At 69.1% G+C, this 13946-nt stretch carries 11 protein-coding genes; 4 read left to right on the forward strand and 7 right to left on the reverse strand.

The features are described from left to right. Positions 1-69: 69 nt before the first annotated feature. From AO398_RS08870 to AO398_RS08885, 4 genes are read left to right on the forward strand one after another with little or no spacing between them, the layout of a single operon-like run. Positions 70-474 (forward strand): FixH family protein, encoded by a 405-nt coding sequence (locus AO398_RS08870; RefSeq protein WP_058191818.1) that lies wholly within the window; start codon positions 70-72, stop codon positions 472-474. Then, positions 471-1991: an efflux RND transporter periplasmic adaptor subunit gene (locus AO398_RS08875; protein ID WP_058191692.1), complete on the forward strand. Its 1521-nt coding sequence runs from the start codon at positions 471-473 to the stop codon at positions 1989-1991. Before AO398_RS08870 ends, AO398_RS08875 begins: the two co-directional genes overlap by 4 nt. After that, complete coding sequence (locus AO398_RS08880; protein ID WP_058191693.1) at positions 1988-5155, forward strand: CusA/CzcA family heavy metal efflux RND transporter; 3168 nt, start codon at positions 1988-1990, stop codon at positions 5153-5155. The genes AO398_RS08875 and AO398_RS08880 overlap by 4 nt, the downstream gene beginning before the upstream one ends. Positions 5156-5171: 16 nt before the next feature. Beyond that, on the forward strand, positions 5172-5651 hold the full coding sequence (locus tag AO398_RS08885) for a DUF411 domain-containing protein (protein ID WP_058191694.1): 480 nt from the start codon (positions 5172-5174) through the stop codon (positions 5649-5651). Positions 5652-5984: 333 nt separating this feature from the next. Here the strand turns inward: AO398_RS08885 and AO398_RS08890 are convergent, their stop codons facing one another. The 7 genes from AO398_RS08890 to AO398_RS08920 form a co-directional block, all read right to left on the reverse strand. Beyond that, positions 5985-6533, reverse strand: a complete 549-nt coding sequence (locus AO398_RS08890; RefSeq protein WP_058191819.1) for a hypothetical protein — start codon at positions 6531-6533, stop codon at positions 5985-5987. A gap of 4 nt (positions 6534-6537) precedes the next feature. Next, positions 6538-9795: a CusA/CzcA family heavy metal efflux RND transporter gene (locus tag AO398_RS08895; RefSeq protein WP_058191695.1), complete on the reverse strand. Its 3258-nt coding sequence runs from the start codon at positions 9793-9795 to the stop codon at positions 6538-6540. Positions 9796-9808: 13 nt separating this feature from the next. Further along, complete coding sequence (locus tag AO398_RS08900; RefSeq protein ID WP_058191696.1) at positions 9809-11176, reverse strand: efflux RND transporter periplasmic adaptor subunit; 1368 nt, start codon at positions 11174-11176, stop codon at positions 9809-9811. A 142-nt stretch (positions 11177-11318) separates the two neighbouring features. Then, entirely contained in the window at positions 11319-11681 is a 363-nt protein-coding gene (locus tag AO398_RS08905; protein WP_243987297.1) for a hypothetical protein, read from the reverse strand. Between the two features lie 65 nt (positions 11682-11746). Beyond that, positions 11747-11998 carry a hypothetical protein gene (locus AO398_RS28785; protein ID WP_058191697.1) on the reverse strand — a complete coding sequence of 84 codons (252 nt, stop codon included), beginning with the start codon at positions 11996-11998 and terminating at the stop codon, positions 11747-11749. A gap of 280 nt (positions 11999-12278) precedes the next feature. Next, positions 12279-12965, reverse strand: coding sequence for a hypothetical protein (locus tag AO398_RS08915; RefSeq protein ID WP_058191698.1), 687 nt, complete (start codon positions 12963-12965; stop codon positions 12279-12281). A 7-nt stretch (positions 12966-12972) separates the two neighbouring features. Continuing rightward, complete coding sequence (locus AO398_RS08920; protein WP_058191699.1) at positions 12973-13944, reverse strand: cation diffusion facilitator family transporter; 972 nt, start codon at positions 13942-13944, stop codon at positions 12973-12975. Positions 13945-13946 lie beyond the last annotated feature (2 nt).

Consider the following 13946-nt stretch of genomic DNA (forward strand, 5'->3'; position numbering starts at 1 on the left):
CGGCGTGAGCGCCGGCACGATGCCGCGCGTCCACGCGTGGCCATCCATCGTGTTCAGGAGACGAACCCCGTGATCAAGAACCCCCTCGCGCGCGCTCTCGCGGCCGCGCTGCTCGGTGCCGCCCTGTCGGTAACGGCCATGCCGGCGCTCGCCGGCATCAAGGACTACGCCTTCGAGCTGACCCGGACAGAGGCGAAGGTCGGCGAGGCCGTCCTCTCGGTGCGCCTCGTGGACAAGCGTACCGGCAAGCCGGTGCCGGACGCGGTGATCTTCGCCAAGCGCATCGACATGGCGCCCGACAGCATGAACGAGATGACCTCGACGATCGAGCAGATTTCCTCCACGGAGCCGGGCCTCTACCGCTTCAAGGCGAAGCTCACGATGGCCGGAGGCTGGCGGCTGTCGCTGGGGGCGAAGGTCCAGGGCGAGATAGGCACGGTCGAGGACAAGCTCGTCTTCAAGGCCGTCAAATGAGCCGCTCGGCATGGCTCGTCGGCTCACTCGCCGCGCTCGCGGTTGGGGGCGCCGGGTACTGGGCGTGGCATGATGGCAGCCTCGCTCCGGTCCTCGTCGAGCGCGCACGGACCGAATTCGCCCACCGGGTTCCGGCCGCCATGGCGGGTCCGCAGGCGCCGGCGTCGGCGAAGGTCTCGGGTCAGGTGGTGTACTACCAGGATCCTGATGGGAAGCCCGTCTACTCCGCGTCGCCGAGAACCACTGCGGACGGGCACGACTTCCGGGCGGTGCGGGCCAGCGAGGACGTGCGCTTCGACAAGGCCCGGGAGGGCGAGGCGATGTCCCCCGACATGGCCGGGCACGACGTGCCCGGGCACGACACGGCGGCGCCTGGAACGACGAAGGCCGAAAAGCCCGACGCGGGCACCCGCAAGCTGCTCTACTACCGCAACCCGATGGGCCTGCCGGACACCTCGGCGACGCCCAAGAAGGATTCGATGGGGATGGACTACATCCCCGTCTACGAAGGCGAGGACAGCGACGGCAACGTCGTGACCCTCTCGCCCGGCAAGGTCCAGCGCACCGGCGTGCGGACCGAGGTCGTCGAGCGCCGGGTCGTGGCGCAGCCCGTCCGGGTGCCCGGAACGGTCGCCCTCGACGAGCGTCGGGTGACGGTCATCGCGACCCGCTCGGACGCCTACGTCGACCACGTCGAGAACGTCACCACCGGCGACCGCGTCCGAAAGGGCCAGGCGCTGGTCCACGTCTACTCGCCCGAGATCAACGCGGCGGCGGCCCAGCTCATCGCCAACCCCGGCTTCGACGGGTCTCGGAGGCGCCTACAGAACCTGAACGTCTCCGAGGCGGTCATCGAGGAGATGGAGCGCACCCGGAAGGTGCCGATGGCGATCACGTGGTCTGCGCCCCGGGACGGCATCGTCCTGCAGCGGACCGCCATCGAGGGCATGAAGGCCGCGGCCGGCGACACCCTGTTCCGCATCGGCGACATCGCGACGATGTGGGTACTGGCCGACGTGCCGGAGCGCGACCTCGCCAACGTCCGCGTCGGGCAGGTCGCCACGATCCGCCTGCGTTCGGCCCCGGGCCGTACCTTCACCGGCAAGGTCGGAGTGATCTACCCGCAGGTGAACCCTGAGACCCGGGTCACGCGGGTGCGCATCGAGCTCCAAAACCCGGACGGCACGCTCCTGCCCGACATGTACGCCGACGTCGAGATCGCGACGGGCGACGCCAAGCCGGTCGTGGCGGTGCCGGACGACGCGGTCATCGACACCGGCGAGCGCCAGGTCGTGCTGATCGACCGGGGCCAGGGTCGCTTCGAGCCCAAGGCCGTGAAGGTCGGCGTGCGCGGCGGCGGCTACACCGAGATCCGCGACGGCGTCGCGGCCGGCGACACGGTGGTGACGGCGGCGAACTTCCTCATCGACGCCGAGAGCAACCTGAAGGCGGCGCTGCAGGGCATGGCGCCCCCCAAGGACGACCGGCAGGCCGCCGACGCGGGAGCGACGCCATGATCGCGCGCCTCATCGGCTGGTCGGCCCGCAACCTCGTCCTGGTGCTGGTCGGAACCGTGTTCGCGGTCGCGGCCGGCGTCCTGGCGCTGCGGACCCTTCCGCTCGACGCCATCCCCGACCTCTCGGACGTGCAGGCCATCGTCTACACCGAGTACCCGGGTCAGGCTCCGCAGGTCGTGGAGGATCAGGTCACCTACCCGCTGACCACCGCCATGCTGACGGTGCCGAAGGCCAAGGTCGTGCGGGGCTTCTCGTTCTTCGGCGTGTCGTTCGTCTACATCATCTTCGAGGACGGCACCGATCCGTACTGGGGCCGCTCGCGGGTGCTCGAATACCTCAACGCCGCCGCCAGCAAGCTCCCGGCCGGCGTGACCCCGACGCTCGGGCCCGACGCGACGGGCGTGGGCTGGGTCTACCAGTACGTCGTGGTCGCCAAGGAGCGAACGCTCGCGGAACTCCGGTCGCTGCAGGACTGGGTCGTCCGGTTCGGTGCCTCGCGCGCCGAGGGCGTGGCCGAGGTCGCCGGCGTCGGCGGCTTCGTCAAGCAGTACAACGTCGTGGTCGACCCAAACCGGCTGCGGGCGCAGGGCATCAGCCTCAACAAGCTCCGGGACGCGATCCGGTCGAGCAACGCCGACGTCGGCGGCCGCACGGTGGAACTCTCCGAGTTCGAGTTCATGGTGCGCGGCCGCGGCTATCTGCGCAGCGTCGCCGACATCGAGAACATCGTCCTGAAGACCGCGGGCGGCACGCCGCTGCGGGTCCGGGACGTGGCCCGCGTCGAGCTCGGCCCGGACGAGCGGCGAGGCCTCACGGAGATGAACGGCGAGGGCGAGGTCGCCGGCGGCATCGTCCTGCAGCGCTTCGGCGCGAACGCGCTGAACGTCATCGAGGGGGTGAAGGCGAAGCTCGCGGAGGTGGCGAAAAGCCTGCCCGCGGGCACCGAGATCCTGCCGGTCTACGACCGCTCGCAGCTCATCGACGCGGCCATCGAGACCCTGCGTCACACGCTCGTCGAGGAGAGCATCGTCGTCTCCATCGTCTGCATCGTGTTCCTGCTGCACGTCCGGAGCGCGCTCGTCGCCATCCTGATGCTGCCCGTGGGAATCCTCATGGCGTTCGTCGGCATGCGGGCGCTGGGTCTGGGCGCCAACATCATGAGCCTCGGCGGCATCGCCATCGCGGTCGGCGCCATGATCGACGCCGCCATCGTCATGATCGAGAACGCCCACAAGCACCTGGAGCGGGCGCCGCCGGGCAAGCCCCGGGTCGAGATCCTGGTGGAGGCAGCCTCCGAGGTCGGTCCGTCGTTGTTCTTCTCGCTCCTCATCATCACGGTCTCGTTCCTGCCCATCTTCACCCTGGAGAGCCAGGAAGGACGGCTGTTCGGGCCGCTGGCCTTCACCAAGACCTTCGCCATGGCGGCGGCCGCGATCCTGTCGGTGACCCTGGTTCCGGCGCTGATGGTGCTGTTCGTGCGGGGCCGGATCATCCCGGAGCACCGCAACCCGCTGAACAGGCTCCTCATCTGGCTCTACCGGCCGCTCATCGCCGGCGTGCTGCGAGCTCGCGTCCTCACCATCCTGCTCGCCCTTGGCATCCTCGCGGCGACCGTCTGGCCGGCCCGGCAACTCGGTTCCGAGTTCATGCCCGACCTGAACGAGGGCACGCTGATGTACATGCCGACGACCCTGCCGGGCGTGTCGGTGACCAAGGCCGCCGAGCTGCTGGCGACCCAGGACCGCATCATCAAGTCCTTCCCGGAGGTGGCCTCGGTCTACGGCAAGGCAGGTCGCGCCAACACCGCGACCGACCCGGCGCCGATGGAGATGTTCGAGACCATCATCACCCTGAAGCCTCAGGCAGAGTGGCGCCCGGGGGTGACGCAGGCCTCGCTCAAGGCCGAGATGGACAAGGCGCTGCAGTTCCCGGGCGTGTCGAACGCCTGGACGCAGCCGATCCGCGCCCGCATCGACATGCTCTCGACCGGCATCCGCACGCCCGTCGGCATCAAGGTGCTGGGAACGGACCTGAAGGAGATGGAGGGCGTCGCCCGCCAGGTCGAGGCGGTGGTGCGCAACGTGCCGGGCACGTCCAGCGCCTACGCCGAGCGGGTCATCGGCGGCTACTTCCTCGACATCACACCGGACCGGGAGGCGCTCGGCCGTTACGGCCTGATGGTTGGGGACGTGCAGGACGTCATCGCGACCGCACTCGGCGGCCAGAGCGTGACGAACACCGTCGAAGGGCGCGAGCGCTACACGGTCAACGTGCGCTACCCGCGGGCCTTCCGGTCCGATCCGCGGGCCATCGCCGACGAGGTGCAGGTGCCGCTGCCGGCCGGGGGCACGGTGCCGTTGCGCGAGGTCGCCAAGGTGGCGCTGACCCGCGGACCGACCTCGATCCGCACCGAGAACGGCCAGCTCGCGGTCTACATCTTCGTCGACCTGAGCGGACGCGACCTCGGCGGCTACGTCGCCGACGCACGCGCCGCCGTATCGAGGGAGGTGAAACTGCCCCAGGGCACGACCTTGCAGTGGAGCGGGCAGTACGAGTACCTGGAGCGGGCCGAGGCGCGCATGAAGGTGGTGGTGCCGCTGACGCTGCTCGTCGTCTTCCTGCTGCTGTTCATCAACTTCCGGCGCCTGACCGAGACGCTCATCGTCATGCTGTCGCTGCCGTTCGCCCTGGTCGGCGGCATCTGGCTGATGTGGTGGATGGGCTTCAATATGTCCGTGGCGGTTGCGGTCGGCTTCATCGCGCTCGCCGGCGTCGCGGCCGAGACCGGCGTGATCATGCTGGTCTACCTCGACCACGCCCTCGACGAGGTCCGGGCCGCTTGTGACCGAGGGGGGCGGCCCCTGTCCCGCGAGGATTTGCGGCGGGCCATCATGGTCGGCGCGGTCGAGCGGGTGCGCCCGAAGATGATGACGGTCACCGCCATCATGGCCGGCCTCATCCCCATCCTCTGGAGCACCGGCGCCGGCTCCGAGGTCATGCAGCGCATCGCGGTGCCGATGATCGGCGGGATGGTCTCGTCGACCGTGCTGACGCTCGTGGTGATCCCGGCGGTCTACGGCTTGGTCAAGGGCTGGGGGCTACCGAGGTCCGATACCGCGGTGAAATCCGTCGAACGTGAAACATTACCGTTGGCAGCCGAGTGAGGACGGGAGAGCGAACATGATCGACACGACGAGGACGACCCGGCGCGCCGTGGTCCTGGGCATGGCGGCATCGGTGGCCTTCGGGCGGCATGCCCTGGCGCAGGGCCTGCCAACGGTCGCGGTGACGAAGGACCCGACCTGCGGCTGCTGCGAGAAATGGGTGGCGCACCTCCGCGAAAACGGGTTCACGGTGACGGTGACCGAGGGGCCCGTGAACCCGCTCAAGGTCCGCCTCGGGGTCCCGAGGGAACTCGCCTCCTGCCACACCGCCCAGGTCGGCGGCTACGTCGTCGAGGGGCACGTCCCGGCCGGGGCGATCAAGCGCCTCCTGGTGGAGAAGCCCCAGGGTACGGGGCTGGCTGTGCCGGGGATGCCGACCGGATCGCCAGGCATGGTGGTCGAGGGCATGGAGCCGGACGTCTACGACGTCGTCCTGTTCGGGCCGTCCGGGCGCGGCACCTTCGCCCGCTATCGAGGCGACACCGTCCAGTTGTAGGCCGACAAGCATGGCGAGAGCTTGAGGACATCGTTCTCGCCACCCTGATGGCTCCGCATGCGGAAGCATTCAATGGGCGCCAGGCGGCCTTATCGCTACGTGTGTAGCCAACAATACAAGAAAAGCACGGCGGCGATGGCCAACGACGCCATCAGGAAGGACCGTTGCGCCGCCTTCAGGACATGCGGCCGTACCTTGCGTCGGCGCCTGCTTCCGCCCCCCCATTCCCCGATCTGCCGGGCGAGCTTCTTGCCGGTCATCGCCCCATGATCCGATACCGAAGCATTATCGAATGGGCGACGAGGCGTACCCGCACATGACGCTTCGGCACACTCAAGGGACTGTCTCGCCGATCAGGTCCGCCATGTGGGCACCGGCGGGGTGGCCAGTGACAGTGCGGTGGTTCTCCGAGCAGGCCGCGTAATCCGGGCCGGACATGGACATCACCAACGCGCGGGTGCCGTCCGGCGACGTGCGCGTCGCCAGGACAGCCCGGCCCGAGGGCCATACCAGCGACCCCGGGGCGGGGCCCGGCCGTGGCTCGCCGTAACGGCGCACCCCCTCGCGCCGGATGGTCTCCAGGGCGGTGTCGTAAGCCGGTCCATCGAGTGGCCGCCCGAGCCAGACGACCTGCTGCAGGCCCTGCTCCCTGCACACCACCAGGACCACCTCGACGGTGTCGGGTCCCGAGGCGAGCGGACGGTCGTGGAAATAGTACAGACCGGTCAGGTTCGCCTCGCGGTCGACCATCGAAGGCGCGTCGACTCGGTCTACGGTTCCCCAGGCCAATCCGAACGGCGCCTCGCCGGCCGTCGGTTCCACGGCCAAGGCCGCGCCTGTCCACGCCAACATCGCCAGGGCGAGCATGGGGCGGCGAGGCATCGGCTTACTCCGCCGCCTGGGGCAGGACGGGGCGTGCATGGGGACCATCCTTCTCGACGGTGGCCTTCCTCGGGGCGACGGCACCAGCGAAGCGCGCGTAGAGGGCCGGCAGGACAACGAGGGTCAGCAGGGTCGCGCTGATCAATCCGCCGATCACCACGGTGGCGAGCGGCCGCTGGATCTCGGCCCCCGTCTCGGTCGCCAGCGCCATCGGCACGAACCCGAGCGATGCCACGAGGGCCGTCATCGCCACCGGCCGGAGCCGGGTCATCGCACCCTCCAGGATGGCCTCGCGCCGTGGCCGCCCTTCCGCAATGAGCTGCTTGATGTAGGTCAGCATCACGAGGCCGTTGAGCACCGCCACCCCGGACAGGGCGATGAAGCCCACCGCAGCGGGCACCGAGAACGGCATCCCCCGCAGCCACAGGGCGGCGATGCCGCCGGTCAACGCCAGCGGGACCGCGCTGAACACCAGGAGGGCGTCCCGCGCCGAGTTCAGGGCCGAGAACAGCAGCAGGAAGATCAGGAAGAAGCACACCGGGACAACGACCATCAGGCGCTGCCGGGCCGAGGCGAGGTTCTCGAACTGCCCGCCCCAGGTCACGTAGTAGCCCGCCGGTAGCTGGACCCCCGATGCGACTTTGGCCTGCGCCTCGGAAACGAGCGAGCCGATGTCTCGACCGCGCACGTTAGCCGTGACCACGACCCGCCGCCGCCCGTTCTCGCGCGAGATCTGGTTCGGCCCTTCCGTGACCGAGAAGCTCGCGACCTGCTTAAGCAGCACCGAAGCGGCGCGCCCGTTCAGTCCCGCAGGCAGGGGCACCGGGATGTTCTCCAGCGCCTCGCGGTCCTCGCGCACCTTGTCGTTGAGGCGCACGACGATGGGGAAGCGGCGGTCGCCCTCGAACACCATGCCGGCCTCGCGGCCGCCGATGGCCGCGCCGATGACGTCCTGGATCGAGGACGTGCTCAGGCCGAGGCGGGCCGCTTCCGTCTTGTTGATCTTGATCTCCAGGAACGGCAGGCCCGCCGTCTGCTCGACCTTGACGTCGTCGGCACCCTCGGTCCCGCGCAGGATCGCGGCGACCTGGTTGGCGGCCTTGAGCATCGGTTCGAACTCCTCGCCGAACACCTTCACGGCGAGGTCGCCGCGGGTGCCGGCCAACAACTCGTTGAAGCGAAGCTGGATCGGCTGCGAGAACTCGTAGACGTTGCCGGCGAGCCCCCCCAGGGTCTTCTCGATCCGCTCCTGCAGGTCGGCCTTGGACAGGTCCGGTTCGGGCCATTCCTCCTGCGGCTTCAGGATGACGAAGGTGTCGGACGAGCTCGGCGGCATCGGGTCGGAGGCGACCTCGGCGGTGCCGGTCTTCGAGAAGACGTAGGCGACCTGGGGGAATCGGCTGATGGCCTGCTCGACCTTCAGCTGCATCGCCTGCGACTGGGTCAGCGAGGTCGACGGGATGCGCTGGGCGTTCAGCGCGATGCTCTTCTCGTCGAGCTGGGGGATGAACTCCTGCCCCAGCTTTGTGAACAGGAAACCGGCGCCGACGAGCAGGACCAGGGCGACGGCGACGAAGGTCATCGGGACGCGCAGGGCGGCACCGAGGACCGGACGGTAGGCCGCCTTGATCCCGCGGATGATGACGTTGTCCTTCTCCGTGACCTTGCCGGTGATGACGATGGCGATCATCGCCGGCACGAAAGTCAGCGAAAGAACGAAGGCAGAGACGAGGGCGATGATGACGGTGAGCGCCATCGGCTCGAACATCTTGCCCTCGACCCCGGTGAAGGTGAGCAGCGGCACGTAGACGAGGATGATGATGGCCTGCCCGTAGAGGGACGGCTTGATCATCTCCTCGGCCGAGGCGCGCACGGTGACGAGGCGCTCCTCCAGGTCGAGCTTGCGCCCGAGCTCCCCCTGTCTCTCGGCGAGGTGGCGAAGGGCGTTCTCGGTGATGATGACGGCCCCATCGACGATGAGGCCGAAGTCGAGGGCGCCGAGGCTCATCAGGTTGGCGCTGATCCGACCCTGGACCATGCCGGTCATGGTCATCAGCATCGCCACCGGGATCACCAGCGCCGTGACGATGGCGGCGCGGATGTTGCCGAGCAGCAGGAACAGGATGACGATGACGAGGGCGGCGCCCTCGGCCAGGTTCTTGGCCACGGTCCGGATCGTGGCCTCGACCAGCAGGGTCCGGTTGAGGACGGTCTGGACCTCGACGCCGGGCGGGAGCGTGCGGCGGATCTCGGCCATGCGGGCGTCGACGGCCGCCGCCACGGTGCGGCTGTTCTCGCCGATCAGCATCAGGGCGGTGCCGATGACGACCTCGCGCCCGTCCTCGCTGCCCGACCCGGTGCGCAGGTCGCGCCCGATCCGGACCTCGGCGATGTCGGAGATGCGCACCGGCACGCCGCCGCGCGTGGTCACGACCACGGAGCCGATGTCCTCCATGGTCTCCAGGCGGCCGGCGGCGCGCACGACGTAGCCCTCGCCGTTGTCCTCCAGGTAGCGCGCGCCCTGGTTGGCGTTGTTGGCCTCCAGCGCCCGGCCGATGTCGGCGAACGACAGGTCGAGGGCCGTCAGCTTCATCGGGTCCGGCTGGACATGGTACTGCTTGTCGAAGCCGCCGATGCCGGCGACGCCGGCGACGCCCGGCACGGTCTTCACCTGGGGGCGGATGATCCAGTCCTGGACCGTACGCAGGTAGGCGGTGCGTTCGAGCTCGGTCGCGAGCCGCTGGCCCTCCGGGGTCAGGTAGCTCCCGTCACCTTGCCAGCCCGCCTTGCCGTCCGGGGAGACCTTACGATCCTTCGGTTGGGCGTAGTGGATCGACCACATGTAGATCTCGCCGAGGCCCGTCGAGATCGGGCCCATGTGCGGCTCGGCCCCCGGCGGCAGGGTCGACTTGGCCTCGCCGATCCGCTCCGCGACCTGCTGCCGTGCGAAGTAGATGTCGAGCTTTTCGGAGAAGACGGCGGTGACCTGGGAGAACCCGTTGCGCGAAAGCGAGCGGGTGTATTCCAGCCCCTTGATGCCGGCGAGCGCGGTCTCGACCGGGTATGTCACCTGCTTCTCGATATCCACGGGACTGAGGGAAGGCGCCGTGGTGTTGATCTGCACCTGGTTGTTGGTGATGTCCGGCACCGCGTCGATGGGGAGCTTGGTCAGCGAGAAAACTCCGAAGCCGGCCGCTAAGAGCGACAGGAGCACCACGAGCCAGCGCTGGTGGACGGAGAAGTCGAGGATCTTCGAGATCATGGCCGGTCCCCGCTCAATGGTCGTGGTCGGCTTCGGCCTTGCCGAGCTCGGCCTTCAGGACGAAAGAGTTGGCGACAGCAACCTCGTCGCCGGGCTTCAGCCCCGAGAGGATCTCGAAGGCGTCGTCGTCGGCCTTGCCGATGGTCACGTCCCGGCGTTCGAAGCCCTCCGCTGTGCGAACGAACACGACCTTCTCGCCACCGATGGTCTGGATGGCGGACTTCGCCAGCCGGACCCCGACCTTGTCCTGCGCGATCTCGACCTCGGTGGTCACGAAGGTGCCGGGGCGCCAGGCCATGTCCTTGTTCGGCAGGGCGACGATGACCCGGGCCGAGCGCGTCTCGGGGTTGAGGATCGGGCTGACGAAGACGACCTTGCCCTCGCCGCGGGGACCATCGTCGCCTCCGACGATGGTGACCTTGGCGCCCTCGCGGACCTTCGAGAGCTCCGTGGTCGGGATGGCGAGCTCGATCCACACGGAGGACAGGTCGGCGACCGTGTAGACGTCGGCCGGATCGCCCTCCTTGCCCACTGCGGTTCCGACATCGACCTTACGCTCGACCACGCGGCCGGCGAGCGGGGACTTGAGCTCGTAGCGGCGCAGCGACGACAGGTTCGGGGTGGTCTCGTCCTTCTTGGCGGACGTCGCGACCTCGGCCGCGTTCAGCCCCAGGGCCGACAGCTTCTGCCGGGCGAGGTCGACGCGCAGGGTCGCCTCCGAGTATGCGGCCTTGGCGTTCAAAAACGCCGATTCCGCCGAGATCCGCTTGTCCCAGAGCGCCTGCTGCCGGTCGAAGTTCGTCTTCTCCAGGTCGGCCTTGACCGTCGCGGTGAGGAAGTCGCTCTTCGCCTCGGCCACCTCGCGGCTGTCGAGGACGGCCACGACCTCGCCCTTGGCGACCTCCTCGCCGAGGCGCTTTCGCATCTCGGAGACGGTGCCGACGACGCGCACGGGCACCCGTGCGATCCGGTCCGCGTCCTGGGCGATGGTGCCCGGCACCAGCAGGTGGCGCGATAGGGTGCCGCCCTCGACCGTCGCCAGCTTGATGTCCTGCTCGGCGGCCTGCTCGGCGGACATCTTGATCTTGCCCTCGCCCTCCTCGTCGTGGCCGTGCGCCTCGCCCTCGGCGTGCTTGTGGCCGCCCGCTTCCGGCTTAGCCTCACCCACGGCATGCTCATGGCCGGGCTCGCCCTGACCGTGCCCGTCGTCGGCGGCTGCGGTCGTCGGCTTGATCATGGCTGCGTTGGTCGGCGGCGCTGCCCGGGCGTTCGTCAGGCCGGCGGCGGCGAGTGCGCCCTGCACGACCTCGGACACGCGGGGGAAGGCACCGCCGATGGCGATGCCGATGGCCAGGAAGGCCACGGAAAGAAATGCACGCATGGGAAAGGACCGGGTCCGCCGGGGACGTCGCAACGCCGTTCGTGCGGCTTGGGACGGTCCCGTACTGGGGTTTCGCGATGGTGAGGCGGCAGGGTCCTGCGAGGGGCCGGCCGGGACGTGCCACGGACGTGGCGACGTCGCCTCAGGCGCGAGGCGGCCTGGGAAGGCGGTCGGGCGAGACCGATCCGATGGCAGTGGTTACGGTCGCATAGGAGGCGCGCGCGTTCCCGCGGGACGGGAGGGCAGGCGTCACGTCGACGTTCAGGGCTTGGTGGCAGCCGCAGTTGGCGTGGCAGGCCGGGCAGGTATCGGCGTGATCCGTTCGGGCGACATCCGTCGGGGCCGACATGGAGAGTTCGTGACTGACGGACCGATGTGCCTCGGCGGAATGGATCGCGCCGGGGACCACGAGCGCCATGACCAGGACGAGCGAAAGCCCGCGGACGGTGGTCGCCCACCAGCCGCGCATCGTCTCGTAGGCCCTGATCCGGGGTCCCGTGGTCATGGTCGCCTTATGAACCATTCAGGGCCACCCGTATATGCCGGGTGACCCTCGACGAGGACGGAGCCTCAATAATCGTCGTGATGATGATGGTGGTGGTGCTCGCGCTCGCCGTAGAACCGACGCTCCCCATAGAAGGCTCGGTCGCCATAATCCCGTTGCGGACGGTGGATGACGACGTCGTCGTGGTCGCCGTGATGGTAGCGGTCGACATGGGCGCCGCCCCGCCGATCGAAATCGCCGCCGTAGTATTGGGCCGACGCCGCGGCGGGGGCGAGGATCAGGGTTGCGGCGAGTAGGGCTGAAATGTGGGCGCGCATGGCTCGTTCCTCGTGGGATGATGCCGCCAGGATGGCCATGGTGCCTTGAACGGGGCCTGAAACCTACGTTCATCCATCCTGGAGGCTTCCGGTGCTCCCGTGGCCTCGCGAACGAGGATCGCGAGGCCACGGACCGGCCGGTTCAGAGGCGCTCGATCACGGTTTTGCGACGCTCGCCGCCATTGGCCGCCCTTCGATGGCGGCGGTACGTCGGTGCGGTCCACCCAGCCAATCCCCCGACATCGCCACGATGGGATACCCCCGGGACGGAGGAATCCGGTCAGCCGATCATCTCGTCGAGAAGGAGGAGGAGCAGGAAGCCCACGAAGAACATCGCGGTGACCCAGGGCCTGTCTTCCGTCTCGTGTGCCTCGACGAGCAGTTCCTCCGTCACGAGGTACAGGAGCGCGATCAGCCCGAAGGCGAGGAAGCCGCCCTGGACGGCCGCTGGTAGCGCGCCGATGGGCCCGCCGAGGAGCGCCCCGAGGGGCAGGAGGAGGACAAGGGCGGCCGTCAGGCCGACGACCTTCCGCTTCGAGGCGCCGCCCTCGCCGAGCTCGTTGGCCACCGTCAGGCCGAGGAACAGCACCTCGATGGTCAGGGCGACGGTGAGCAGGATGCCGGCCTTGCCCCCGGCCGCGAAGGCGATGCCGAGCACCAGGCCGTCCACCAGGATGTCGATGCCGGTGACCGACATCAGGCCGACCGGCCCTTTCACGCGTTGCTCCAGGGCGCGGACGCCGAGCATCGCCGCAACCCCGAGCCCGCCGCCGATTAGGGTGGCCCAGATCGATCCGGCATGCTTGAGGTCCGGCAGGATCTCGCCCGCCGCCGCGGCGAAGACGACGCCGGCCGCGAAATGCTGGATGGCGCTGACCAGGACCGGGCCTGGCCGCAGGTTGACCGCGACCGCCGCTCCGACGATGGCGGCGACCGCGGGGATGAGCGTATAGACCCAGGCTGGCATCACGCCCTCAGACGACGTGGTCGGGCGCGAGGGCGCAGGCGTTGTCGGCGCTCGTCTCGACCTGCAGGGTGGTGTGGCCGATGCCGAACCGTTCCCTGATCCCGGCGGCTGCGTCCATCAGGAAGGCGTCGTCGGGGCGGCCGCCGGGCATCAGAAGGTGCGCCGTCAGGCAGGTCTCGGTGGTGCTCATCGCCCAGACGTGCAGGTCGTGCAGGGCGGTGACGCCCGGCAGTCCTTTGAGGTGGCTTCGGACGGCGGCCGGATCGATGCCGGGCGGGACGGCGGCGAGGGACAGCGTGAGGCTGTCGCGCAGGAGGCCCCAGGTGCTCCATACGATGACCGCGACGATGGCGATGCTGACGACGGGATCGAGCCAGGTCCACCCGGTATAGAGGATCACGAGGCCGGCGATGACCACGCCCGCCGAGACGGCGGCGTCGGCGGCCATGTGCAGGAAGGCGCCCTTGATGTTGATGTCGCCCTTGGCGCCGGAGGCGAACAGCCAGGCGGTGACGCCGTTCACGAGGATGCCGACCGCGGCCACGATCATCACGGTCTTGCCGGCGACCGGGGCTGGCTCGCCGAAGCGCTGGATCGCCTCCCAGGCGATGGCTCCGACGGCGACCAGTAGGAACACCGCGTTGAAAAGGGCCGCCAGGATCGACGACCCCTTCATCCCATAGGTGTAGCGGGCGCTTGGGGCGCGCTTGGCAAGCACCATGGCGACCCAGGCCACCACGAGGCCGAGCACGTCCGAGAGGTTGTGGCCGGCATCCGCGAGCAGGGCGACCGAGTTCGCGAGGACGCCAAAGGTGGCCTCGACGGCGACGAAGCCTACGTTGAGGGCGATGCCGATGGCGAACGCCTTCCCGAAGCTCGCCGGGGCGTGCGCGTGTCCCGGTCCATGCGCATGCCCGCCATGGTCCCCATGCCCATGGTCAGCGTGGTCTTGGTCGTGGTCGTCGTGATCCTTTGGCATTA

Source organism: Methylobacterium sp. GXS13 (genome assembly GCF_001455965.1).
In the GTDB taxonomy this organism is placed as follows: Bacteria; Pseudomonadota; Alphaproteobacteria; order Rhizobiales; family Beijerinckiaceae; genus Methylobacterium.